Consider the following 24,011-nt stretch of genomic DNA (forward strand, 5'->3'; position numbering starts at 1 on the left):
CATCAAGGTGCTGCACATCATCACCGGCCTCGGCGTGGGCGGCGCCGAACAGCAGCTGCGGCTGCTGCTGCGTCACCTCACGCCGCGCTGCGACGTCGTGACCCTCACCGACCCGGGCCCGGTCGCCGACGGGCTGACGGCCGACGGCGTGCGCGTCGTCCACCTCGGCATGACCGGCAACCGTGACCTGAGCGCGCTGCCCCGGCTGACCCGCCTGATCCGCGCCGGCGGGTACGACCTGGTCCACACCCACCTGTACCGCGCCTGCCTCTACGGCCGGCTGGCCGCGCGCCTGGCCGGCGTCCGGGCGGTCGTGGCCACCGAACACTCCCTCGGGGACACCCTGATGGAGGGCCGCCGGCTCACCCCCGGGGTGCGCGCCCTGTACCTGGCCGGTGAGCGCCTCGGCAGCACCACGGTCGCCGTCTCCGCCACCGTCGCCGGCCGGCTGCGCCGCTGGGGCGTGCCCCCGTCCCGCATCGAGATCGTGCCCAACGGCATCGACTTGGAGCGCTTCCGCTTCGACCCCGTCGCCCGGCACCGCACCCGCCGCCGCCTCGGCCTGCCGGATGGGGCGTACGTCGTCGGCGGCATCGGCCGGCTGACGCCGGGCAAGCGGTTCGACGTACTGGTGCGGGCGCTGGCCCTGCTGCCGGAGGACTGCTGGCTGCTGCTGGTCGGCGGCGGCCCCGAGGAGCACGTGCTGCGCCGCGTCGCCCACGAGGCGGGCGTCGCCGACCGCGTCCTGCTGACCGGCGAACGCCCCTGCGTCCCCGACGGCTCCCCGGGCCCCGACCTGCCCTCGCTCACCTCCGCGATGGACGTGCTGGCCTCGCCGTCCCCGGAGGAGGCGTTCGGCCTCGCGGTCGTGGAGGGCCTGGCGTCGGGGCTGCCGGTGCGGTACGCCTCCTGCCCCGCGCTGGAGGACCTGCCCCCGCACACCGCCCCCGGGGCCCGCCGGGTGCCGGGCGGCGTCGCGGAGTTCGCCGCCGCCCTCGCCGGGGCCCGCGAGGCCGGCCCCGGCCCCCGCACCGCCCCGGAGGCCGCCCGGCACTACTGCGTCGGCCGCAGCGCCGCCCGGCTGATGGACGTGTACGCCGGCGTGCTCACGCACCCGTTGTCCCCGGTACCCGAGGGAGTCACCGCCGTATGACCGAAACCGTGCCCGAGACCGAGACCGAGACCGAGACCGAGACCGAGACCGAGACCGAAGCCCAGACCAAGACCGAGACCGAGACCGAAGCCCAGACCAAGACCGAGACCGAGACCGGAGCCCAGACCGCGAAGAGGACCAGGACCACGAACAGACCCCCTCTCCTCACCCGCGCCCGCGCCCTGCCCCCCTGGTCCCTCCTCGCCGCCGGTGTCCTCCTCGGGGGACTGGCGGGCGGCGGATACGGGCTGGCGCGGACGCCGCAGTACACGGCGACCAGTTACGTCGTCGCCGTCCCCGCCGAGGGGTCGGACCCGGCGGCGGCGCTGGGCTTCGCGCAGGCGTACGGCCGGGTCGCCACGCAGCTCGCGGTGCTCGGGGACGCCCAGGTGTGGGCGGGCGTGCCGGTGGCGACGCTCAAGAACGGCGTGCGGACGGCCACCTCGCCGGACGCCCCGATGGTCTCCGTCAGCGCCACCGCCGACCGCCCCGGCCGGGCCGTCGACATGGCCGACGCCGTCGCCCGCGCCCTGACCCGGCACGCGGGCACCGCCGCGGACGCCACCCACGTGACCCTCCGCCAGCTCGCCCGGGCCACCGCGCCCACCGCGCCCTCCACGGCCTCCCCCGCCCTGACCGGCCTGGTCGGCGCGAGCGCGGGCGGGCTGCTGGGCGGGCTGGCGCTGCTGGTCCGGCCCCGCCGGGACGCGGCGGCGGCGGAACCGGCCGCCTCGGTGCCCGGCCCCGCCCCCGCCGCCGACGTCCGCACCCCGCTGTGACGTACACGACCGAGCTGGTCACCGACGAGCGGGACTTCGCCGCCCTGGCCGCCGACTGGACGCGGCTGTACCGGCGGTGTGCGGCGGCGACCCCGTTCCAGAGCCACGCCTGGCTGCACTCCTGGTGGCTGTCGTACGGCCGGCCCGGCCGGCTGCGGCTGGTGCTGGCCCGCGACGGCCGGGACCTGGTCGGCGCCGCACCGCTGATGCGGGTACGGGGTCCGGTCCCGGCGCTGGTGCCGCTCGGCGGGGCGATCTCGGACTACGGTGACGTCCTCCTGGACGACGGACACGGCCCCTGGGCGGCGTCCGCGCTCGCCGAGGGGCTGTCCGCGGCGGCGGGCACCGCACTGGTCGACCTGCGCGAGGTACGGCCCGGCGGCGCCGCCGAACGGGTCTACGAGCGCTGGCGCGGCCCCCGCCGCCGCGTCGACGACTCGCTCTGTCTGGAGCTGCCCGCCCTGCCGCTGGCCGGACTGACCGCCCGGCTGCCCTCGGCCAAGGCCCAGCAGCGGGTCCGCGCCAAGCTGCGCAGGCTCGACGCGCTCGGCGTCAAGAGCCGGACCGTCCTCCCCGAGGAGGCGGAGACCGCCCTGCGCCGGCTGCTGGAGCTGCACCGGCTGCAGTGGCAGGGCCGGCAGGTGACGGGCGAGCACCTGCGGGCCCGGTTCCGGGACCATCTGGTGCGGTCGGTGGGGCCGATGGTGCGGGCCGGGGACGCGGTGGTCACCGAGTTCCGGCTCGACGACGAGGTGGTGGCCGTCGACGTCACCCTGCTGGGGCGGCGGCTGACGGGCGGCTACCTGTACGGCGCCCACCCCCGGCTGCGGGAGCGGAAGGCGGACGTGGCGGTGATGCTGCTGGACGCGTGCACCGGCCACCTGCCGCCCGGGCCGGAGGGCGCGCTGAGCCTGCTGCGCGGCAACGAGCCGTACAAGCACCACTGGCGTCCACGGCCGGTGGCCAACCAGCGGCTGCTGCTGGCCCGGTGGCGCACCGCCCCGCTGCTGGCGGCGACGCTGGGCGACGTCGCCGCGCGGCGGCGGGGCAGGGAGTTGCGGCGGCGCTGGAAGGAGCGCGACGGTGGCGGCGGGACCTGACCGGGCCCGCCGCCGGCGCGGGGCGCTACCGGGAGCGCGCGGACCAGTCCAGGCGCATGCAGAGCCTGCCGCCGAGCCAGTACTCGACCCAGTCGCCGAGGTCCAGCGGCGCACAGTCGTCCGAGGGCCGCGGGGTGGGCCGAGGAGTGGGCTCGGGAGTGGGTACGGGGGCGGTCGGGTCCGGCGTCGGGTCCGGTGTGGGGTCCGGTGTGGGGTCCGGTGTCGGCCCGGTGTCCGGGCCCTCGCCGCGGCCGAAGAGCACGGACCGGTAGACCGCGGCCGACCGGGGGTTGTCGTCGCAGGTCCACACGCCGTGCGGGCAGTAGTCGGTGAGCGTGCTGTAGAGCGGCTCGTGCTCGTCCATCCAGGCGAGCATGCCCTTCATGTACGCGGCGTTGTCGCCGTTGCGGAACAGCCCCCACTCGGGGTACGAGACCGGCTTGCCGTGCGCCTTCGCGAAGTCCACGTGCGCCTGGAGTCCGTAGGGCTCCCGCACCTGTTCCTCGAAGGGCATGCCGCGCGGCTGGTCGTAGGCGTCCATGCCGATGACGTCGACGGTCCCGTCCCCCGGGTAGCACTCCGTCCACGGCACGGCGTCCCGGCCCCGGCTCGGGGTGAAGTCGAAGCGGAACTCCTGCCCCGGCACCGCGCGCATGGCAGTGACGATCCGGTTCCAGTACGCCTTCCAGGCCTCGGGGTCCGGGCCGCAGCGGTGGGTGTACGTGGTGCCGTTCATCTCCCAGCCGAGCACCAGGACGGTGTCCGGCACGCCCAGCCGCACCAGCCGTTCGGCCAGCGCCCGGAAGTGGTGGTCGAACCGGCCGGCCGCGCCCTGCCGCAGCAGGTCCCGCACCTCGTCGTCGTCGAGGCCCTCCTCGTTGCGCTCCAGCATCGGCACGTTGAGGACGAGCATCCGGTCGTCCCGCTCGGTCCGCCAGCGCGCCCAGACGTCGAGGAAGCCGGGGGCGCCCTCGATGTTGCTCCAGCGGTCGCCGGGCAGGTAGGTGTGGCCGACGCGCAGGTCGGCCCCGCCCAGCCACTGGCTCAGCTCCGCCATCCGGGTCACGCCGCGGGGACCGTAGTCGAGGTAGGCGCCGAAGGCGAAGCCGGGCACCTCCTCCTCGGACGGCTCCCCGGACGGCTCACCCGACGCCGGTGCCGTGGGCGTCGGTACGGGGACGGTGGCGGGGGCCGGGGCGGGGACGGGATCGGGCGGGTCGCCGACGGCGGCTCCCGGGCCCGCGGCCAGCGCGACCGATGCCATGACGGCCGCCGCGACACACGCCTGCCGCCGCCCGGACCGGACCCTCGACTGCTGTCGGGCCATGCCGGCTCCCTTCTCCGCGGTTGTGTTCGTCCACTGACACTCAGTCATATGAGAAGGACCCTCGCCACCGCCGCTACGGCTTCCGGGTGTTTCTCCGATCCGAAGGAAACAAGTCCGTGTCGATGCTCGACATCCGCGTCCCCGCCGTACTGCTGCGGACCGACCGGAACCCCTTCCACCACGGAACGCTCGGTGCCGTGCGCTCGCTCGGCCGGGCGGGCGTCGAGGTGCACGTCGTGGCCGACTGCGCGGACAGCCCCGTCCGGGCGTCCCGGTACCTGGGCGGGGTCCACGCCCCGCCGCCGCCCGGCGCGTCCCCGGCCGACCTCGCGGCGGCGCTGGGGCGGGTGGCCGTCCGCCTCGCGCGTCCCGCCGTACTGATCCCGATGGACGACGCGGGCGCCGTCGCGGTGGGCCGGCTGCGCGAGGAGCTGGCGCCCGCCTTCCTGCTGCCCGAGCCGCGCGGGGCGGTGGCCGAGCGGGTGGCGGACAAGGCGGAACTGGCCGAGGTGTGCGCGGCGTTGGGCGTGCCGCATCCACGCACGCTGGTGGCGGACGGGCCGGACGACGCCGTCCGGGCGGCCGGGCGGCTGGGGCTGCCGGCGGTGGCGAAGTGGAGCCGGCCCTGGCTGCTGCCGCCCGGCAGCGGGCTGCGCAGCACGGTGCTGGTGCGTTCGGTCCGGCAGGCGCGGGAGCTGGCGCTGCGGGCCGAGGAGGCGGGCAGCCGGTTGCTGTTCCAGGCGTTCCTGCCGCCGGGCCGGGACCGGGACTGGTTCTGTCACGGGTACGCCGACCGGTCCGGGGTGCTGCGCGCGGGCGGCACCGGACGCAAGACGCGGTCCCGGCCGCGCGGCGCGGGGCTCACGGCGGCGGGCCGCTGGACGCCGAATCCGCGGGTACGGGCGCTGGCGGAGCGGCTGGTCGGGGAGCTGGGCTACCGCGGCATCCTCGACCTGGACTTCCGGCGCTGCGGCGCGACGGGCGCCTATCACCTGCTCGACTTCAACCCGCGCCCGGGCGCCCAGTTCCGGCTGTTCGCCGACACCGCCGGCCTGGACGTCGTACGCGCCCTGCACCTGGATCTGACGCACCGGCCGCTGCCGGAGGGGGCGCCGGTGCCGGGGCGGGCGTTCGTGGTGGAGAACTACGCGCCGCTGACCGCGCTGTGGCCGGTGCGCGGCGGGCGGGAACTGGCCTGGCACGCGCGCGACGACCGGGGGCCGGGGCGGGCGCTGTGGGGCCTGTGGGGGAGACATGTGGCGGACCGGCTGGGCCGGCGGCTGCGCCGGGCGGACGGGGGCCCGCGGGACGCCGGGCCCGCGCGGGTGGCGCGGGTGCCGGCGCAGGCGGCGCCCGCCGATCCGACGGGCCTGGCCGACGACGAACGGGCGGGCAGCCGCTGAGGGGGACGGGCGGGAGGGGGAACGGACGCGAGGCGGAACGGACGCGAGGCGGAACGGACGCGAGGCGGAACGGACGCGAGGCGGAACGGACGCGAGGCGGAACGGACGCGAGGCGGAACGGACGCGAGGCGGAACGGACGCGAGGCGGAACGGACGCGAGGCGGAACGGACGCGAGGGGACATGCGTCGGGTGCCGGACGGCGACGTCCGGCACCCGGGGTGTGTGTCGCTACGGGCGGGACGCGGCCCGGGACCGGCGGTACAGGAGGGTGCCACCGGCGATCAGGGCGACGGAACCGGCCGCGGCGCCCAGGGCGGTCGTGGCGTCGCCGCCGGTCTCCGCCAGGACGGGAGCCGGTTCGGCGGGCGGGGCCGCCTCCTCGTGACCGCCCTGCGGCTCGGGCTGCTCGACGGCCGGGGTGTCGGCCGGCGGGGTGTGGTGCTCCACCGGCGGGGTCGTGGTCGACGGCGTGTCGTCGTCGCCGTAGCCCGGGTGGTGGCCGCCCTTCTCGGACTCCTCCTCCACGCAGATGTTGACGGAGGCGTAGTTGTCCACCCCGGCCAGGTTGTCCGTGGCGCCGCAGATGTCCAGCGGCAGGCCGGACGACGCCTGCTCGTCCTCGTCGCCGTAGCCGCCCTGGCTCTTGGCCTCCGCGGCGTCCGTGCCGTGGGAGCAGGCTTCGCCGAACGCCCGGTTCAGGGCGGCGGAACCGCCGACGGTCTCGTCGCACACGTGCGCCGGGGCGTCGGACGGGGCCTGCGCGTCCACCGCGGGCCCGTCCGTCCACGATTCGGCGAGGGCGGGGCTGCCGCACAGGGACAGCACACTCGTCGCGGCGGCTGCCACGACCATTCCCCTACTCAAGGTCTGTCGCACTCTCGTTGTCTTCCTGCTGGGAGGAGTGGGAGAAGCCGCCCCCGGACCGACTGGTCGGCCGGGGCCGGCGATGACGCAGCCGGACGGCTGGTACGGGCGGACGCGCTCCGGCGCCCCGGGAGGCAGGACGGTCGTGCGTCCGGACCGGGCGTGCGCGCCGCTGGGCCGGTCGGCGAACGGCCGGCCCGTGCGGGGCCGGACGACCCGTGGGGAAGCAGTGGGCCGCCCGGCCGGGCGGGGCGGCTCAGTCCTCGGCGTTCGCCGGCGGGACCGGAGCGTCCTGGACGGCGGGCGCGTGGGGAGCGGCGGCCACCGGCGTGCCGGTGGCCGGAGCGACTGCCGCCGCAGCGACTGCCGCCGGGGCGAGCACTGCCTTCTTGAGCACTTCGCGTTCCTTTCCTCACGGCGACCGCGTGCCAGAGGCGCAGCGGCGCGTGTCCTACGGCCTCATCAACCGGGTGGCGGACAAATGGTTTCGGAGGTTCACCCGGTCGGCCCGCACGGGGGCCGGTCAGCGGCCCTGGGCGTACAGCGCCTCGATCTCGTCGGCGTACGCCGTCACCGCCGCGTGCCGCTTCACCTTCAGGGAGGGGGTGAGCAGCCCGTTCTCCTCGGTGAACTCGCCCTCGACCAGCCGGAAGGCGCGGATGGACTCGGCGCGGGAGACGGCCTGGTTGGCCCAGTCCACGGCCCGCTGGACGTCGGCGCGCAGCCGCTCGTCGCGGACCAGCTCGGACAGCGGGGTACCGGCGGGCATTCCGCGTACGGCGAGCCAGTGGGCGACGGCGTCGGGGTCCAGGGTGACCAGGGCGGCGACGTAGGGCCGGTTGTCGCCGACGACCAGGCACTGGCCGACCGGGGGACGGCTGCGCAGGCGGTCCTCCAGGACGGCCGGGGAGACGTTCTTGCCTCCGGAGGTGACCAGCAGGTCCTTCTTGCGGCCGGTGATGGTGAGGTAGCCGTCGGCGTCCAGGGCGCCGAGGTCTCCGGTGGCGAACCAGCCGTCGGTGCGGGCCTTCGCGGTGGCCGCCGGGTCGCCCCGGTACTCGGCGAAGACGATGTCGCCCCTGATCCGCACCTCGCCGTCGTCGGCGACGCGGACCGAGGTGCCGGGGACCGGCCTGCCCACCGTGCCGGGGCGGGGCTCCAGGGGCGGGACGACGGTGGCGGCGGCGGTGGTCTCGGTCAGGCCGTAGCCTCGTAGATCATGATGCCGGCGGCGTAGAAGAAGAGGTTGAGGTCGCGGTCGAGCGGGGAGCCGCCGCTGATGGCGTAGCGGGTGCGCCCGCCCAGTTCCTTGCGGACCCGGCGGTAGACCAGCAGGTCGTACAGGGCCCAGGCGGCCCACAGGCCGGGGCCGGGGCCCTTGCCCCGGCCGAGGAACCGGTCCAGGTGGGCCGCGCCGAAGCGGACGGCGACGCGGTGGGCGCGGTTGAAGGAGGCGCCGCGGCCGAGTTTCTCGGCGGTGGCGCGGCCGGTGTCGTGGATCTTCTCGAAGAGGTACGGGACGCCGACCAGGAAGGTCGGGCGGAAGGACTTGAGGGCGGGGCGGAGTTCGGCCGGCTTGATGCTCGGGAAGTGGCCGATCTCGATGCGGGCCAGCAGGCAGGCGATCTGGATGGTGCGGCCCAGGATGTGGGCGAGGGGGAGGAAGAGCAGGGTGGAGGCCGCCCGGCCGGTGGCCGCCTTGAAGATCGGGTGGAGCAGTTCGACCGTGTTGGCGGCCTCGGCGTGCAGGTTGGCGTGGGTGAGGACGCAGCCCTTGGGGCGGCCGGTGGTGCCGGAGGTGTAGCAGAGGGTCGCCACGGTGCCGGGGGTCAGGGCGGTGCGGCGCTTGGTGACCTCCTCGTCGGGGACGGACGCGCCGAGGGCGGTGAGATCGGGGAGGACGCCGGCGTCCAGTTCCCACACGCGCGGGGGCTCGGGGTGGTCGGCGGTGGCGGTGCGGACCGTGGCGGTGTGCTCGGCGGTCTCGGTGACGACGTGCCGGGCGCCGGAGTCGCGGACGATCCACTCGACCTGGTCGGCGGAGGAGGTGGGGTAGACGGGGACGGTCTGGCCGCCGGCCGCCCAGACCGCGAAGTCCAGCACCGTCCACTCGTAGCGGGTGCGGGCCATCACGGCGACCCGGCCGCCGGGTTCCAGGCCGCCCGCGATCAGGCCCTTGGCCACGGCGGTCACCTCACCGGCGAAGGCCGCCGCGGTCACCGGCCGCCACTCCCCGTCCACCTGGCGGCGCAGGACGACCGCGTCGGGGGCCTCGGCGGCGTTGGTGAACGGGATGTCGGCGGTGGAGCCGGTGGCCGGGGGTGTCACCAGCGGCGCGGTGCGGACCTCGCGCACCGCGCCGGAGCCGTCCCTGACCAGCTCGGGCCGGGCGCGGGCGGCCAGGTCGGTGCGGCGCGCGGCCCGTTTCAGATCCTTGCGTACGCCCATGACGGCTCCTGCTCGTGGCGGTCGCTTACTTACCAACGAGTCAACTTACTCGCGCGTAAGAAAGTCAAGGGGTCAGGCCGGTTCGGGTCGCGCCTGGTCAGGGCGGAGCAGCCGGGCCGCCGCCTCGATCGCCTCGGCGAGTTCCCGTACGTCCTCGTCCTCGGTGCGGGCCGCCAGGTCCCCGGCGCGCTCGGAGAGTTCGCCGAGGCCCGGGGCGCCGGGCAGGGAGGGGTCCCGCTGCCCGGAGCGCAGGGCGTCGGCGAGGTAGGCGGCGGTCGCGGCGGTGCGCAGGCCGCGGTCCGCGGTCCACACCGAGCCGTCGAGGGCGTCGGCGCCCACCTCGCCGGACGCCTCGTGCGGGGCGCGGGTGTCCGGGTCGAGCCAGCGGACGGTGGCGGTGGCGAGGTGCCCCTCGGCGCCGGGCGCGGTGCGTACGGCGTACAGGGCGGTGACCGTGTGGCCGGGGCCGGTCTCGCCGCCGTCCACGCGGTCGTCGCGGAAGTCGTCGTCGGCGACGCGGCGGTTCTCGTAGCCGACGAGGCGGTACTCCTCGACCGTCTCGGGGTCGAAGGCGACCTGGGCCTTGGCGTCGCGGGCGGTCAGGCCGAGGTGGCGGGGCAGTTGCTCGCTGAAGACCTCGCGGGCCTCCGCCTCGCTCGACACGTAGGCGGTGTGGCCGTCGCCCCGGTCGGCGAGGCGTTCCATCAGGGCGTCGCCGTAGTCGCCGCCGACGCCGACGCCGAAGAGGGTGACGCCGTGCTCGCGGCGCTCGTGCGCGACGCGTTCGAGGATGGTGCCGACGTCGGTGTCGCCGTCGTTGGCGAGGGCGTCGGAGACCAGGACGACCCGGTTCGTGGCGCCCTCGCGCAACCCCTCGACGGCCGTCTCGTAGCCGGCCTCGACGCCCGCGCCGAGGTCGGTGGAGTCGGTCGGCGCCAGGTCCTCGATCGCGTCGTGGACCTCGTCGCGGCCCTCGCCCAGGCGGGTCATCGGCAGGACGGTCTCGGCCTCGTCGCTGAAGGCGACGATCGCCACCGAGTCGTCGTCGCGCAGCCGGTCCGTCATGACGCCTAGGGAGTGCCGGGCGAGGTCGAGGCGGCCGGGTTCGGCCATGGAGCCGGAGACGTCGACGACGAAGGTGAGGGCGGCGGGCGGGCGGTCCGCTTCCTGGCCGGCGGCGCGGGTGGCCAGGCCTACCCGGACCAGGGACCAGTCCGCGTCGTCGGTGCGGGCGCCGTCGACGGTGACCGTGAAGCCGTGGCCGCCGGGGCGGTCGTAGTCCTGGCGGAAGCTGTTGACGAACTCCTCCGGGCGGACCGTCGACGGGTCGGGAAGCCGGCCCTCGGCGAGGGTGCGGCGGGCGAAGTCCCAGGAGGCGGTGTCGACGTCCAGGGCGAAGGTGGAGAGGTGGTCGTGGTCGTCGGGGGACGGCAGGGGGGCCGGGGTGGCGGAGGCGCGGCTCACGGCCGGTCCGTCGGCGGCCCGGTAGCCGCCGTCGGTCCCGCCCACGGTGCAGCCGGTGAGCAGCAGGCCGGCCGCCGGAATCAGCAGGAACAGACTCTGGTGTCGTCGTCGCATGTGACGGTGACGCCGGGGCGGCGCGGAACGTGCGGACCGGTCAGGTCACGAAACGACATCCTTGCGGGCGAAGCCCCGGAAGGCCAGGGCGAACAGGACCAGGGCGTACGTCACCGACAGCGAGGTGCCCTGGATCATGCGGGTGAGGTCCAGTTGCGGCTGGACGGCGTCCAGCCAGGCGTACTGCCAGTGCGCGGGCAGGAAGGAGCGCCAGTCACCGAGCGCCGTCACCTCGTCCAGGACGTTGCCGATGATGGTCAGGCCCACCGCGCCGCCGACCGCGCCGAGCGGGGCGTCGGTCCTGGTGGAGAGCCAGAACGCCAGGGCTGCGGTGACCAGCTGGGAGACGAAGACGTACGCCGCCGTCAGGGCGAGGCGGGCCGCGGCGGTGTCCGTGGGCAGGGTGCCGCCGGTGGGCAGCTCCAGCGGGCCCCAGCCGTAGGCGGCCGTGCCGACGGCGAGGGCGACCAGGGGCAGCAGCACGATCGCGGCGAGGGAGAGGGCGAGGCCCACGGTCAGCTTGGACAGCAGCAGCCGGGCGCGCGGGACGGGCGCCGCCAGCAGATAGCGCAGGGAGGACCAGCTCGCCTCCGAGGCGACCGTGTCGCCGCAGAACAGGGCGACGGGGACGACCAGCAGGAAGCCCGCGGACGCGAACAGGGTGACGGCGGCGAAGTTGGCACCGGACGCGGTGGCCGAGTCCATCAGGGAGACCTGGCCGGCCCGGCCCTCCGGTTCGCCCCCGACCGCGAAGGCGATCAGCAGCACGAAGGGCAGGGCGAACAGGATGCCGCCCATCACCATCGTGCGGCGCCGCTTGAGCTGGCGGACCAGTTCGACCCGGACGGGCAGGGTGCGGCCCGGGCGGTAGCCCTCGGCGACCTCGGCCCGCTCCATCAGCGTGGGCATGCGTCAGTCTCCGATCAGGGTGAGGAAGGCGTCTTCGAGGCGGCGGTGCGGGCCGACCGACGCGACGGGGACGTCCAGGCGCACCAGGTCGGCGACGAGCCGGCGGGCGGTGGCGCCGGAGTCCAGGCGGACCAGCAGGCCGTCGTCCGTGGGCACGGCGGAGGCCACGCCGGGCAGGGCGGCGACCTTCTCGACGACCAGGGCGTCCAGGGGCTCGTCGGTGCCGACCAGCAGGGTGTCGCCGGAGCCGATGATCTCCTTGACCGGGCCCGCCTGGACGAGGCGGCCGTGGTCCATCACCACCAGGTGGGTGCAGGACTGTTCGACCTCGGCGAGGAGATGGCTGGAGACGATGACCGTGCGGCCGGCCGCCGCGTAGCGGATCATCACCTCGCGCATCTCGCGGATCTGCGGCGGGTCCAGGCCGTTGGTCGGCTCGTCCAGGATGAGCAGGTCCGGCAGGCCCAGCATGGCCTGGGCGATGGCCAGGCGCTGGCGCATGCCCTGGGAGTACGTGCGCACCGCGCGGGCGAGTGCCTCGCCGAGGCCGGCGATCTCCAGGGCCTCGTCCAGGTGGGCGTCCTCGGGTGGGCGGCCGGTGGCCTTCCAGTACAGCTCCAGGTTCTCCCGCCCGGACAGGTGCGGCAGGAAGCCCGCGCCCTCGACGAACGCGCCGACCCGGGAGAGGACGGAGGCGCCGGGCGCGATGGCGTGCCCGAAGACCCGGATCTCGCCGCCGTCCGGGGTGATCAGGCCCATCAGCATGCGCAGGGTGGTGGTCTTGCCGGCGCCGTTGGGGCCGAGCAGGCCGAGGACCTGGCCCTTCTCGACGCGGAAGGAGAGGTCGCGGACGGCGTACCGGTCGCTGTTCCTGGCGTACTTCTTGGTGAGGTCCGTGATCTGGAGGGGGACCTCGGCGAGGGCGGGGTCGGGCGGCGGGGCCGCGGTGCGGCGGCGGGCGGTCAGCAGCAGCGCGGCGGCGACGGCCGCTCCGGCGAGCGGCGCCCACCAGACCCAGGCGGGCAGCCCGGCCGCCTGGCCGGTGGCTCCGAGGGCGGTCGGCACCTTCAGGGCGCTCTTGACGGAGACCGTGTACGTGGCGGGGGACGCCGGGGAGGCGTAGCCGAGGTCGGTGGAGGAGAACACCACCCGCAGGCGGTGGCCGTCGGCCAGGTCGTGGTCGATCGCCGGGAGGGTGACCGTGACGTCCTCGCCGTCCTCGGCCGTCAGCGGGGTGACCAGTTGGGAGGGGAGGACCTGCGAGCCGCCGCCGGGGGCGACGTCGTACATCTTGGCGAAGAGGACGGCCTCGTCGGAGGTGGACTCGACGTGCACGGTCAGGGTCGGCGAGCCGGTGATCTGGAGGTCGCCGCGCACCGGCTCGGACTCGAACGCCGCGTACTGGCCGGGGAAGTCCAGGGAGATGCCGATGCCGAGGGAGGAGAGCTGGGAGAGGCCGCCGGCGGCGCCGAGGCCGGGGAGGGCGGAGACGGAGGGCGGGCTGGCGCCCGCCGGGTTCTCGAAGCTCTGCTCCCGGCCGGAGAGTTCGATGGAGCGGAGGTCGGCGGTCAGGCCGGGGTAGGTGTCGGAGCCGACGCCGCTGAGGCGGGGTTCGCCGTCGCCGCTGCCGGTGCCGACGGTGCGGGTGACGCGGAAGGCGGGGCCGGTTGAGGCGCTCTCGTCGTCCTTCAGGTAGCGGTCGAACCACGCCTTCGTACGGGCCTGGAGGCGGTCCCCCTCCAGGTCGCCGCCGTCGTGTCCGCCGGAGATCCAGTCGACGTCGACGGGGGCGCCGTTCGCCTCGATCGCCTCGGCGGCGGCGTCGGCCTGGCCGAGCGGGAAGAGCGAGTCGGTCTGGCCCTGCATGAGGAGGGTGGGGACGTCGATGCGGTCGCCGACCGCCTGCGGGCTGCGCTCTTCGAGCAGCTTCTCGGCGGCGGCGTCGGGCTGTCCGGACTCGGCGACGCGCTCGTACATCGCGCAGAGGGTGTCCTCGAAACGGGCGCAGCCGCCGCCGGAGTTGACGAAGATGCCGGCCCACAGCTTCTTGAAGACGCCGTTCGGGAACAGGGCGTCCGCGAGGTTCCAGTAGGTGATGGCGGGGGCGATCGCGTCGACGCGGTCGTCGTGCCCGGCGGTCAGCAGGGCGATGGCGCCGCCGTAGGAGGCGCCGGCCATGCCGACGCGGGGGTCGCCCGCCTTGTCCAGCTGGACCTGGGGCTGCTTCGCGAGCCAGTCGATGAGCTTGGAGACGTCGGCGACCTCGGCGTCGGGGGCGTTGAGGGCGATCTTGCCGGTGGACTCGCCGAAGCCGCGGGCGGACCAGGTGAGGACCGCGTAGCCGTCCCGGGCCAGCTTCTCGGCCTGGTCGCGGACGTCGTCCTTGGAGCCGCCGAAGCCGTGGCCCAGGAGGACGGCGGGGCGGTCGCCGTCGGCATCCGCGGTGAAGTACGAGGTGTCGATACGGATGCCGGGGGCGGTGGTGAGGGTTCTGTCGGTGCGGGTCACCCGCGGTGGGTCGTCGTCGGCCGCGGCGGTCCAGGTGCCGGCGGCGGCCAGCACCGCCACGGTGGCCGCGGCGGCCAGCCAGCGGCGTTTGCCGGGCAGTCGAAGATCCATGCGGTAACGGTACGGGGTGAAGCTGTCGGGTTGTTATCGACCGGGGGGTGAGAAAGGCCCCCTCCGCTGGGGGTACGCGGAGGGGGGTGGGTACTGCGGGTGGGGTAGGCGGGCGCGGGTTGTGTGTGGCTGGTCGCGCCCACGCGGCGGAGCCGCGGATCCGTACGGCCCCGCGCCCCTAACCGTTGGTCTCCGCGTCCTCGGGAATCGAGACCAGCCAGCGGGTCTCGCGTCGCGGGCGGAGGTAGAAGGCCCAGTAGAGAGTTGCCGCCGCCGCGATGCCGCCCGTCCACAGGAGGTACTCCGTCTCCTGCTGGGTCAGGATGTACGCGAGTACGGCGATCAGCAGGACCGGGACGGCCGGCCACAGGGGCATGCGCCAGGCGGAGGCGTGGTGGTGGTTGCCGCGGCGGGCCAGCAGGGCGGCGATGGCGACCAGCAGGTACATGCCGGTGACCGACACGCCCGTCACGCCGTACAGGGTGTCCAGGTTGACGAAGCACAGGGCCGCGCCGGGGATGCCGACGGCGAGGGTGGCGACCCAGGGGGAGCCGAAGCGGCCGAGCTTGGCGAAGACGGTGTTGACCGGGCCGGGCCACGCCTTGTCGCGGGCGGAGGCGAACAGGACGCGGGAGTTCTGGATGACCATCACGATGCCGGCGTTGATGATCGCGAGGGCGACGCAGAGGCTGACGAAGGTACCGGTGGCGGAGTTGGACCAGGCGGTGACCATGGCGCCGAGGTCGCCGCCGGTCAGCTCGGCCAGGTCGGCGGCGCCCAGGGTGATGGCGACGACCGGGACCAGGATGATCGCGGTGGAGATGGCGAGGGTGGCCAGGACCGTACGGGCGACGTTGCGGCGCGGGTTCTCCAGTTCCTCGGAGAGGTAGACGGCCGTGGAGAAGCCCTGGGTGACGAAGAGGGCGATGGCGAGGCCGGAGACGACCAGCATGGCGGTGACGGTGTCCGCGTGGCCGTCCGCGCCGGCCACCTCCATCGAGGCGAGGCTGCCGGGGCCGCGCTCGGCGTGGGCGAAGCCGAGCACCGCGACCAGGGCCGCCGCGATGACCTCCAGGACCAGGAAGACGCCGGTGATCCAGGCGTTGGCGCGCAGGTCGAGCAGGCCGGCCAGGGTGGCGAGCAGCATGACGCCGGCGCCCGCGACCGACGGGTCGAGGTCGGCGACGGGGGCGAGGTAGTCGGCGGTGCCCATCGCGATGACCGGCGGGACGATCACGACGACCAGCAGGGAGAGGACGAACACCAGCCAGCCGGCCAGCCGTCCGGCCATCGTCGAGACCATGGCGTACTCGCCGCCCGCGCTGGGGACGAGGGTGCCCAGCTCGCAGTAGCAGAACGCCACGGCGATACAGAGCAGTGAGCCGATGGCGATGGTGAGGGCGGTGGCGGTGCCCAGGGAGCCGAACAGGTCGGGGACGACGACGAAGAGGGTGGAGGCGGGGGTCACGCAGGAGAGCGTCAGCAGGGTGCCGCCGACGACGCCTATGGAGCGCTTCAGGGTCCGGGGGCTGCCGGTGCCGGCATCCGGTGCCGGGGGGACGAGGGGTTCGGCAGGGCGGAGCGTGTCGGTCATGCGGCGGTCCGATCGACTCGTACGGCAGAGGGTGACGGACGGGAGCGCTATCGCCTCCGGCGGCTCAGGTGGTACTCCTCGTGGTCCGCTCCCGGTTGCGCAGCATTAACCCCGACGAAAAGCGTGCCGTCAATGGGTGATCGCCTACGGAATTCGCAGCTCAGAGGGGTGTCGGATGGCCATCAGGACACAACAGGGCCGTGGGGAGCGCGCATTGCCGTACTGCGGGAACCGCAGCGGCCGGGCGTAAAAAAACGGGCCCGTCCGCGGTGCGGACGGGCCCTGGGGCGTGCTGTCAGTGGTGGCGCGGGAAGCCCAGGTCGACGCCGGACGGGGCTTCGGACGGGTCCGGCCAGCGGGTGGTGACGACCTTGCCGCGGGTGTAGAAGCGGGTGCCGTCGTTGCCGTAGACGTGGTGGTCGCCGAAGAGGGAGTCCTTCCAGCCGCCGAAGGAGTGGTAGCCGACGGGGACCGGGATCGGCACGTTGACGCCGACCATGCCGGCCTCCGCCTCCAGCTGGAAGCGGCGGGCGGCGCCGCCGTCCCGGGTGAAGATCGCGGTGCCGTTGCCGAACGGGGAGGCGTTGATGAGGGCCACGCCCTCCTCGTACGTCTCCGCGCGCAGGACGCACAGCACCGGGCCGAAGATCTCGTCCTGGTACGCCTTCGCCGAGGTGGGCACCTTGTCGAGCAGGGAGATGCCGATCCAGTGGCCGTCCTCGTGGCCGTCGACGGTGAAGCCGGTGCCGTCGAGGACGACCTCGCAGCCCTCGGCCGCCGCGCCCGCGACGTAGGAGGCGACCTTGTCGCGGTGGGCCCTGGTGATCAGCGGGCCCATCTCGCTCGCCGGGTCGTCGCCGGGGCCGATCCTGATCTTCTCGGCGCGTTCGCGGATCTTGTCGACGAGTACGTCACCGGTGGCGCCGACGGCGACGACCGCGGAGACGGCCATGCAGCGCTCACCGGCGGAGCCGTAGGCGGCGCTCACGGCCGCGTCGGCCGCCGCGTCCAGGTCGGCGTCGGGCAGCACGAGCATGTGGTTCTTGGCGCCGCCGAGCGCCTGCACGCGCTTGCCGTGGGCGGAGGCGGTGGTGTGGATGTGGCGGGCGATGGGCGTCGAGCCGACGAAGGACACCGCCTTGACGTCGGGGTGCTCCAGCAGGCGGTCGACGGCCGTGCGGTCGCCGTGGACGACGTTGAAGACGCCGTCGGGCAGGCCGGCCTCGGTGAGCAGTTCGGCGAGCTTGAGCGAGGCCGAGGGGTCCTTCTCGCTCGGCTTGAGCACGAAGGTGTTGCCGCAGGCGATCGCGACCGGGAACATCCACATCGGCACCATCGCCGGGAAGTTGAACGGCGTGATGCCCGCGACCACGCCCAGCGGCTGCCGGATGGCGGCCACGTCGACGCGGGTGGCGACCTGCGTCGACAGCTCGCCCTTCAGCTGCACGGTGATCCCGCAGGCCAGGTCGACGATCTCCAGGCCGCGGGCGACCTCGCCGAGGGCGTCGGAGTGCACCTTGCCGTGCTCGGCGGTGATCAGCGCGGCCAGTTCGTCGCGGTGGGCGTCGAGCAGGGCGCGGAAGCGGAAGAGGATCTCCGTGCGCCGGGCGAGCGAGGACTGGCCCCAGGTCGCGTACGCCTCCTGGGCGGCGGCGACCGCGGCGTCCACCTCCTCGGCCGAGGCGAAGGCGACGTGGGCGGTGACCGCGCCGGTGGCCGGGTTCGTCACCGGGCCGGACCTGCCCGAGGCGCCTTCGACGGTCCTGCCGCCGATCCAGTGGTTGACGATGTCCGTCATGGCCGTGAACTCCTTCGCAGACCGGGGGGCGGGGTCAGGGGTCGGTACGGAGGACATCCCATCAGGCGGGGACCCGGCACCGGGCCCGACACAGTGTCTGCGGTTGCGGACCCCGCGTAGACAGGTGCGGGGGTGCCGCCGCGCCGGAGGCGTTCCCGGGCCGGCGCGGCACGGTCACCGTACGGCCCCCGCCGCGAGCGCCGCCGCCACCTCGTCGGCGGTCGGCATGGCGGAGGAGCACTCCAGGCGGGAGGCGACGATGGCGCCCGCGGCGTTGGCGTACCGCATGGTCCGCTCCAGCTCCCAGCCGGCCAGCAGGCCGTGGCAGAGGGAGCCGCCGAAGGCGTCGCCCGCGCCGAGGCCGTTGAGGACGTCGACCGGCAGCGGCGGGACCCGGACACTGGCGCCCCGGTCGTCGGCGGCGAGGACGCCCTCGGGGCCCTGTTTGACGACCGCGAGCCGCACGCCCGCGTCGAGGAGGGCGCGGGCGGCGGCGTGCGGTTCGCGGACGCCGGTGGCGACCTCCACCTCGTCGAGGTTGCCGACGGCGACGGTGGCGTGCCGCAGGGCCTCCCGGTAGAAGGGGCGGGCCGCGTCCGGCGCGTCCCAGAACATGGGACGCCAGTCCAGGTCGAAGACGGTCGTGCCGGTCCCGGCGCGGTGCGCGAGGGCGGCGAGGGTCGCCGTACGGCTGGGTTCCGCGCACAGGCCGGTGCCGGTGACCCAGAAGACGCGGGCGTCGCGGACGGCGTCCAGGTCGAGGTCGTGGGCGTCCAGCTCCAGGTCGGGGGCCTTGGGCTGCCGGTAGAAGTAGAGCGGGAAGTGGTCCGGCGGGAAGACCTCGCAGAAGGTGACGGGGGTGGGCAGTCCGGGCACCGGGGTGACCCAGCGGTCGTCGACGCCGAAGTCGCGCAGGGCCTGGTGGAGGTAGGCGCCGAAGGGGTCGTCGCCGGTCCGGGTGATCACCGCCGTACGGCGGCCGAGGCGGGCGGCGGCGACCGCGACGTTGGTGGCCGAGCCGCCGAGGAACTTCCCGAAGGACGTGACCCGCGCCAGCGGGACGCCCGTCTGCAACGGGTAGAGGTCGACCCCGATCCGCCCCATGGTGATCACGTCGTACGCCATACGCGGCCCCTCGGTGTCGGTCGGTCCCGGCTCTGCCGTACCTGAACCCTTCCCCCGGCGTCAACGCACCACGCCCGCCGCCCGGCCCACTCCCGTGCGGCACTTCTGTCACGAACACCTCGGCCGTGTCACGGCTGTCGCGGGTACGCCGGTCTTCCGTCACACCCGCGTACGCCACCCGCCCCCTCCTCACGCTCGGTCGTTGAACGGTCACAGGTTGATGATCGCCAGCGCGGCGCCCGGCTCCCCCGACGGCCGTTCCCGGCCGCCCCCGAGGCGCGCGCGGGGAGGTGTGACGCATGACCGACCGAACCCTCTGGTCCTACAAGGACATCGCGGCCCACATCAGGGTGCAGCCGGACACCGTACGGTCCTACCGCAAGCACGGCCTGCTGCCCCCGCCCGACCATGTGGAGGCCGGCAAGCCCTACTGGTACGCCGACACGGTCCGCGCGTGGGTGGCGTCCCGGCCGGGCAGAGGGGGGCGCCGGGAGCGCTGATCCGGGGCGGCCGGTACCCGATGCGCGACACCCGTACCCCCTAGGGGTATGGTGGAGGTAGGTGATCCCACCATGGGTCACGGGTACCCCACCCACACGCCCCGACGAGGAGTAGACATGACCGCCCCTACCGGCACCTCGGATTCCGTCACCACCGTCTACAAGGTCAGCGGGATGAGCTGCGGACACTGCGAGGGCGCCGTCTCCGGCGAGATCGGCGAGATTCCCGGCGTCAGCTCCGTGAAGGCCGTCGCCTCCACCGGCGAGGTCACCGTCGTCTCCGAGGCGGCACTGGACGAGGAAGCGGTGCGCGCCGCCGTGGACGAGGCGGGCTTCGAGCTCGTCGGCCGCGCCTGAGCGGCCCGCCCGCCCCTCGTACCCACGCGCGCTTCCGCGCACGTCCGCGCACCGTCCGCACACGGAGCCCATCCCTCGCGACCGGGCCGCGTCGCATGCCGCCCGGTCGGCCGTCTGGAGCCGGAGCATGACCACCACCACCGCCCGCACCCCGTCCGCGCCGCCCCCGTCCGCGTCACCCCCTTCCGCGCCGCCCCCGGGGGACGACGCGCCCGGCCGCTCGCGGACCGAACTGCGCATCGGGGGCATGACCTGTGCCTCCTGCGCGGCCCGCGTCGAGAAGAAGCTCAACCGCATGGACGGCGTCACCGCCACGGTGAACTACGCGACCGAGAAGGCCCGGATCTCCTACCCGCCGGGCATCGGCATCGCCGACCTGATCGCCACCGTGGAGCGCACCGGGTACACGGCGGAGGAACCGCCCCCGCCCGAGCCCGCGCCGGACTCCGAAGGCGAGAAGGCCCGGCCGGCGGACGACGACCCGGAGCTCTCCGCCCTGGGCCGCCGCCTGTCCGTCTCCGCGCTGCTCGCTCTCCCCGTCGTGCTGCTGGCCATGATCCCGGCCGCGCAGTTCGACAACTGGCAGTGGCTCTCGCTCACCCTGGCCGCACCCGTCGTCGTCTGGGGCGGCCTCCCCTTCCACCGCGCCACCTGGACCAACCTGCGGCACGGCGCCGCCACCATGGACACCCTGGTGACGCTCGGCACCCTCGCGGCGTTCGGCTGGTCGCTGTGGGCCCTGTTCTTCGGCGACGCCGGCATGCCGGGCATGCGCCACCCCTTCGACCTGACCGCCTCCCCCGCCGACGGTTCCTCGGCGATCTACCTGGAGGTGGCCGCGGGCGTCACCGTCTTCCTGCTCCTCGGCCGCTATCTGGAGGCCCGCTCCAAGCGGCGCGCGGGCGCCGCGCTCAAGGCGCTGATGGAACTGGGCGCCAAGGACGTCACCGTCCTGCGCGACGGCCGCGAGGTGCGCGTCCCGGCGGACCGGCTGGCGGTCGGCGACCTGTTCGTCGTACGCCCCGGCGAGAAGATCGCCACCGACGGCACCGTCGTCGAGGGCACCTCGGCGGTGGACGCCTCGCTGCTGACCGGCGAGTCCGTGCCGGTCGACGTCACGCCCGGGGACACCGTCACCGGAGCCACGGTCAACGCCGGCGGCCGGCTGGTGATCGAGGCCACCCGGGTCGGCGCCGACACCCGGCTCGCCCGGATGGCCCGCATGGTGGAGGACGCCCAGAACGGCAAGGCCCGCGTCCAGCGCCTCGCCGACCGGGTCTCCGGGATATTCGTGCCCGTGGTGCTGCTGATCGCGGTGGGCACCTTCGGGGGCTGGCTGGGCGCCACCGGTGACACGGTGGCCGCGTTCACGGCGGCCGTCGCGGTCCTGATCATCGCCTGCCCCTGCGCGCTGGGCCTGGCCACCCCCACCGCCCTCCTGGTCGGCACCGGGCGCGGCGCCCAGCTCGGCATCCTCATCAAGGGCCCCGAGGTCCTGGAGTCCACCCGCCGCGTCGACACCGTCGTCCTCGACAAGACCGGCACCGTCACCACCGGCCGCATGACCCTGCACACCGTGTACGCCGCCCAGGGCACCGACGAGCGGGAGCTGCTGCGCCTCGCCGGTGCCGTCGAGCACGCCTCCGAGCACCCCGTCGGCCGGGCGGTCGCCGCGGGCGCCGCGGAGCGCGTCGGCACGCTGCCCCCCGTCGAGGGCTTCACGAACGTGCCGGGACGGGGCGTACGCGGGCGCGTGGAGGGTCGCGAGGTCACCGTGGGGCGCCTCTTCGAGCAGGTCCCGGACGAGATCGCGGGGGCCGCCGAGGAGGCCGAGCGGGAGGGACGTACGGCCGTCCTGGTCGGCTGGGACGGCGCGGTGCGCGGGATGGTCGCCGTGGCCGACGCGGTGAAGGAGACCAGCGCCGAAGCGGTCGCCCGGCTGCGGGCGCTCGGGCTGCGTCCGGTCCTGCTCACCGGCGACAACCGCACCGTCGCCGAGTCCGTCGCCCGCCAGGTCGGCATCGACGAGGTGATCGCCGACGTGCTGCCCGAGGACAAGGTCGCCGTCGTCGAACGCCTCCGCACCGAGGGCCGTACGGTCGCCATGGTCGGCGACGGGGTCAACGACGCCGCCGCGCTCGCCACCGCCGACCTGGGCCTGGCGATGGGGACCGGCACCGATGTGGCCATCGAGGCGAGCGACCTGACCCTGGTCCGGGGCGACCTGCGGGTCGCCGCCGACGCCATCCGGCTCTCCCGCCGCACCCTCGCGACGATCAAGGGGAACCTCGTCTGGGCCTTCGGCTACAACGTCGCCGCCCTCCCCCTGGCCGCCGCCGGACTGCTCAACCCGATGATCGCGGGCGCGGCGATGGCCTTCTCCTCCGTCTTCGTCGTCACCAACAGCCTCCGGCTCCGCACATTTCACTGAGGTCTCGAACCCCCGGTGCCCCTGGAGTCCGGCACCTCTCTCCCATAAGCTCTTCACAAGGCTCGCGCATCTTCCTTACGCTGGGGTCTCGTTCGGCATACCGGTCACTCGCCCACCTGACGGACAGGAGCGGGAGACGCAGCTCACAGTGATCCGAACGTAACCATCGGAGGGATTCGAAGGTCTAAGTTGACAATGTCAGGGAGCGTCTTGGGGGGCGCGAACTGGCATCCGGGGATGTCTTGGGGGACTTGCCCGGATGGGGGTACCTCCCTGCTCGAACGTAGTTGAGAGCTTGGGGGAGCGTTGCCGGGGCAGTACGTACACCGGGAAGCTTTGAGCGGCCCTCCCGGAGGTGCACTGTCCCGGCAGACCGCAGCAGTACGCCAGACGGCACAGCAGTACAGCGATTCAGGCGCTGTTCTCTCAGACGCCCGGCCGGATCCCGTGGGGGGAATCCGCACCGGGACATGGGAAGGCGCCCTGGTCGTCGGCCCGTGGGGGGACCGGCGCCGGGGCGCCTTTCACTTGTTCCCGCTCTCGTCACCGTACGAACCTCGGCACCGTACGAACCTCGGCACCGTACGAAGAAGTCCCGCACCGCCAGGCGGTACGGGACTCTCTGCGAACCGTCGGGTGGCGCTCAGCGCTCCTCGACGGGGACGAAGTCGCGCTCGACCACGCCGGTGTAGATCTGGCGCGGGCGGCCGATGCGGGAACCCGGCTCCTTGATCATCTCGTGCCACTGGGCGATCCAGCCCGGCAGCCGGCCCAGGGCGAACAGGACCGTGAACATCTCGGTCGGGAAGCCCATGGCCCGGTAGATCAGGCCGGTGTAGAAGTCGACGTTCGGGTAGAGGCTGCGCGAGACGAAGTAGTCGTCGGAGAGCGCGTGCTCCTCCAGCTTCAGGGCGATGTCCAGCAGCTCGTCGGACTTGCCGAGGGCGGAGAGGACGTCGTGCGCGGCGGCCTTGATGATCTTGGCGCGGGGGTCGAAGTTCTTGTAGACCCGGTGGCCGAAGCCCATCAGGCGGACGCCGTCCTCCTTGTTCTTCACCTTGCGGATGAAGGAGTCGACGTCACCGCCGGCGTCGCGGATGCCTTCCAGCATCTCCAGCACCGACTGGTTGGCGCCGCCGTGCAGCGGGCCCCACAGCGCGTTGATGCCGGCCGAGATCGACGCGAACATGTTGGCCTGGGACGAACCCACCAGGCGGACCGTGGAGGTCGAACAGTTCTGCTCGTGGTCCGCGTGCAGGATCAGCAGCTTGTCCAGGGCCGCGACGACCGTCGGGTCCAGGTCGTACTCCTGGGCCGGCACCGAGAACGTCATGCGCAGGAAGTTCTCGACGTAGCCGAGGTCGTTGCGCGGGTAGACGAACGGGTGGCCGACCGACTTCTTGTACGCGTACGCCGCGATCGTCGGGAGCTTGGCGAGCAGGCGGATCGTGGAGAGGTTGCGCTGCTGCTCGTCGAACGGGTTGTGGCTGTCCTGGTAGAACGTCGACAGCGCCGAGACCACCGACGACAGCATGGCCATCGGGTGGGCGTCGCGCGGGAAGCCCTTGTAGAAGTTCTTGACGTCCTCGTGCAGCAGGGTGTGCTGCGTGATCTCGTTCTGGAACGCCGTGAGCTCGTCGACCGTCGGCAGCTCGCCGTTGATCAGCAGGTAGGCGACCTCCAGGAAGGTGGAGCGCTCGGCCAACTGCTCGATCGGGTAGCCGCGGTAGCGGAGGATGCCGGCTTCGCCGTCCAGATAGGTGATGGCGGATTTGTAGGCGGCGGTGTTGCCGTAACCGCTGTCCAGCGTGACCAGACCGGTCTGGGCGCGGAGCTTCCCGATGTCGAAGCCCTTGTCGCCGACGGTGCTGTCGATCACCGGGTAGGTGTACTCGCCGTCGCCGTACCGCAGTACTACTGAGTTGTCGCTCACGTCTTCCCTCACCGACGTAGTGCCTCATCTTCGAGGTGCCCTGACTGTCTCTACCATCCCCCACTTGGCTCAGGAGAGTGCACTCGGGGTCG

The 24,011-nt window shown here is 74.0% G+C and carries 17 protein-coding genes and 1 pseudogene; 7 read left to right on the forward strand and 11 right to left on the reverse strand.

What is annotated here, in order from left to right; translation table 11 throughout:
- Position 1: 1 nt before the first annotated feature.
- From J7I94_RS06795 to J7I94_RS06805, 3 genes are read left to right on the forward strand one after another with little or no spacing between them, the layout of a single operon-like run.
- Positions 2–1,153, forward strand: coding sequence for a glycosyltransferase (locus J7I94_RS06795; RefSeq protein WP_215165973.1), 1,152 nt, complete (start codon positions 2–4; stop codon positions 1,151–1,153).
- On the forward strand, positions 1,150–1,932 hold the full coding sequence (locus J7I94_RS06800; RefSeq protein WP_251074773.1) for a lipopolysaccharide biosynthesis protein: 783 nt from the start codon (positions 1,150–1,152) through the stop codon (positions 1,930–1,932). Before J7I94_RS06795 ends, J7I94_RS06800 begins: the two co-directional genes overlap by 4 nt.
- On the forward strand, positions 1,929–3,032 hold the full coding sequence (locus J7I94_RS06805) for a GNAT family N-acetyltransferase (RefSeq protein WP_215165906.1): 1,104 nt from the start codon (positions 1,929–1,931) through the stop codon (positions 3,030–3,032). The genes J7I94_RS06800 and J7I94_RS06805 overlap by 4 nt, the downstream gene beginning before the upstream one ends.
- Positions 3,033–3,057: 25 nt before the next feature.
- Here the strand turns inward: J7I94_RS06805 and J7I94_RS06810 are convergent, their stop codons facing one another.
- Complete coding sequence (locus J7I94_RS06810) at positions 3,058–4,359, reverse strand: glycoside hydrolase family 26 protein (protein WP_215165908.1); 1,302 nt, start codon at positions 4,357–4,359, stop codon at positions 3,058–3,060.
- 116 nt (positions 4,360–4,475) lie between these two features.
- Here J7I94_RS06810 and J7I94_RS06815 point away from each other — a divergent pair, with 116 nt between their 5' ends.
- On the forward strand, positions 4,476–5,762 hold the full coding sequence (locus J7I94_RS06815; protein ID WP_215165910.1) for an ATP-grasp domain-containing protein: 1,287 nt from the start codon (positions 4,476–4,478) through the stop codon (positions 5,760–5,762).
- Positions 5,763–5,991: 229 nt separating this feature from the next.
- On the opposite strand, the gene J7I94_RS06820 is transcribed toward J7I94_RS06815, so the two are convergent.
- From J7I94_RS06820 to iolC, 9 genes and pseudogenes are all read right to left on the reverse strand, one after another.
- Positions 5,992–6,615 (reverse strand): LPXTG cell wall anchor domain-containing protein, encoded by a 624-nt coding sequence (locus J7I94_RS06820; RefSeq protein WP_215165911.1) that lies wholly within the window; start codon positions 6,613–6,615, stop codon positions 5,992–5,994.
- A 268-nt stretch (positions 6,616–6,883) separates the two neighbouring features.
- Positions 6,884–7,024 carry a hypothetical protein gene (locus J7I94_RS06825; RefSeq protein WP_215165912.1) on the reverse strand — a complete coding sequence of 47 codons (141 nt, stop codon included), beginning with the start codon at positions 7,022–7,024 and terminating at the stop codon, positions 6,884–6,886.
- Between the two features lie 126 nt (positions 7,025–7,150).
- Positions 7,151–9,075 (reverse strand): annotated as a pseudogene (locus J7I94_RS38955) (long-chain fatty acid--CoA ligase).
- Positions 9,076–9,147: 72 nt separating this feature from the next.
- A complete protein-coding gene (locus J7I94_RS06835; RefSeq protein ID WP_215165913.1) occupies positions 9,148–10,653 on the reverse strand; it encodes a von Willebrand factor type A domain-containing protein in 1,506 nt (501 codons plus the stop codon).
- Positions 10,654–10,698: 45 nt separating this feature from the next.
- Complete coding sequence (locus tag J7I94_RS06840) at positions 10,699–11,562, reverse strand: ABC transporter permease (RefSeq protein ID WP_215165914.1); 864 nt, start codon at positions 11,560–11,562, stop codon at positions 10,699–10,701.
- A gap of 3 nt (positions 11,563–11,565) precedes the next feature.
- Positions 11,566–14,181, reverse strand: a complete 2,616-nt coding sequence (locus tag J7I94_RS06845) for a CocE/NonD family hydrolase (RefSeq protein WP_215165916.1) — start codon at positions 14,179–14,181, stop codon at positions 11,566–11,568.
- 178 nt (positions 14,182–14,359) lie between these two features.
- A complete protein-coding gene (locus J7I94_RS06850; protein ID WP_215165918.1) occupies positions 14,360–15,775 on the reverse strand; it encodes an APC family permease in 1,416 nt (471 codons plus the stop codon).
- Positions 15,776–16,070: 295 nt separating this feature from the next.
- A complete protein-coding gene (mmsA, locus tag J7I94_RS06855) occupies positions 16,071–17,573 on the reverse strand; it encodes a CoA-acylating methylmalonate-semialdehyde dehydrogenase (RefSeq protein ID WP_215165920.1) in 1,503 nt (500 codons plus the stop codon).
- A 174-nt stretch (positions 17,574–17,747) separates the two neighbouring features.
- Positions 17,748–18,698: a 5-dehydro-2-deoxygluconokinase gene (iolC, locus tag J7I94_RS06860; protein WP_215165922.1), complete on the reverse strand. Its 951-nt coding sequence runs from the start codon at positions 18,696–18,698 to the stop codon at positions 17,748–17,750.
- A 299-nt stretch (positions 18,699–18,997) separates the two neighbouring features.
- Between iolC and J7I94_RS06865 the strand changes: the two genes are divergently transcribed.
- From J7I94_RS06865 to J7I94_RS06875, 3 genes are all read left to right on the forward strand, one after another.
- Positions 18,998–19,198, forward strand: a complete 201-nt coding sequence (locus tag J7I94_RS06865; RefSeq protein WP_215165924.1) for an AlpA family transcriptional regulator — start codon at positions 18,998–19,000, stop codon at positions 19,196–19,198.
- A 117-nt stretch (positions 19,199–19,315) separates the two neighbouring features.
- Entirely contained in the window at positions 19,316–19,555 is a 240-nt protein-coding gene (locus tag J7I94_RS06870) for a heavy-metal-associated domain-containing protein (RefSeq protein WP_215165926.1), read from the forward strand.
- 127 nt (positions 19,556–19,682) lie between these two features.
- Entirely contained in the window at positions 19,683–21,986 is a 2,304-nt protein-coding gene (locus J7I94_RS06875) for a cation-translocating P-type ATPase (protein WP_215165927.1), read from the forward strand.
- 643 nt (positions 21,987–22,629) lie between these two features.
- Here J7I94_RS06875 and J7I94_RS06880 read toward each other — a convergent pair.
- The gene (locus J7I94_RS06880; RefSeq protein ID WP_215165928.1) at positions 22,630–23,919 is read right to left on the reverse strand and encodes a citrate synthase; all 1,290 of its coding nucleotides are present in this window, start codon (positions 23,917–23,919) and stop codon (positions 22,630–22,632) included.
- Between the last annotated feature and the right edge of the window lie 92 nt (positions 23,920–24,011).

It is taken from the genome of Streptomyces sp. ISL-12 (assembly GCF_018614415.1).
Classification (GTDB): Bacteria; Actinomycetota; Actinomycetes; order Streptomycetales; family Streptomycetaceae; genus Streptomyces.

Excerpts from the sequence above, each read along its gene's own strand:
- J7I94_RS06800 (WP_251074773.1), top strand. The coding sequence starts at position 1,150 with ATGACCGAAACCGTGCCCGAGACCGAGACCGAGACCGAGACCGAGACC.
- J7I94_RS06810 (WP_215165908.1), bottom strand. The coding sequence starts at position 4,359 with ATGGCCCGACAGCAGTCGAGGGTCCGGTCCGGGCGGCGGCAGGCGTGT.
- J7I94_RS06820 (WP_215165911.1), bottom strand. The coding sequence starts at position 6,615 with ATGGTCGTGGCAGCCGCCGCGACGAGTGTGCTGTCCCTGTGCGGCAGC.
- J7I94_RS06835 (WP_215165913.1), bottom strand. The coding sequence starts at position 10,653 with ATGCGACGACGACACCAGAGTCTGTTCCTGCTGATTCCGGCGGCCGGC.
- J7I94_RS06840 (WP_215165914.1), bottom strand. The coding sequence starts at position 11,562 with ATGCCCACGCTGATGGAGCGGGCCGAGGTCGCCGAGGGCTACCGCCCG.
- J7I94_RS06845 (WP_215165916.1), bottom strand. The coding sequence starts at position 14,181 with ATGGATCTTCGACTGCCCGGCAAACGCCGCTGGCTGGCCGCCGCGGCC.
- J7I94_RS06850 (WP_215165918.1), bottom strand. The coding sequence starts at position 15,775 with ATGACCGACACGCTCCGCCCTGCCGAACCCCTCGTCCCCCCGGCACCG.
- mmsA (WP_215165920.1), bottom strand. The coding sequence starts at position 17,573 with ATGACGGACATCGTCAACCACTGGATCGGCGGCAGGACCGTCGAAGGC.
- iolC (WP_215165922.1), bottom strand. The coding sequence starts at position 18,698 with ATGGCGTACGACGTGATCACCATGGGGCGGATCGGGGTCGACCTCTAC.
- J7I94_RS06865 (WP_215165924.1), top strand. The coding sequence starts at position 18,998 with ATGACCGACCGAACCCTCTGGTCCTACAAGGACATCGCGGCCCACATC.
- J7I94_RS06870 (WP_215165926.1), top strand. The coding sequence starts at position 19,316 with ATGACCGCCCCTACCGGCACCTCGGATTCCGTCACCACCGTCTACAAG.
- J7I94_RS06875 (WP_215165927.1), top strand. The coding sequence starts at position 19,683 with ATGACCACCACCACCGCCCGCACCCCGTCCGCGCCGCCCCCGTCCGCG.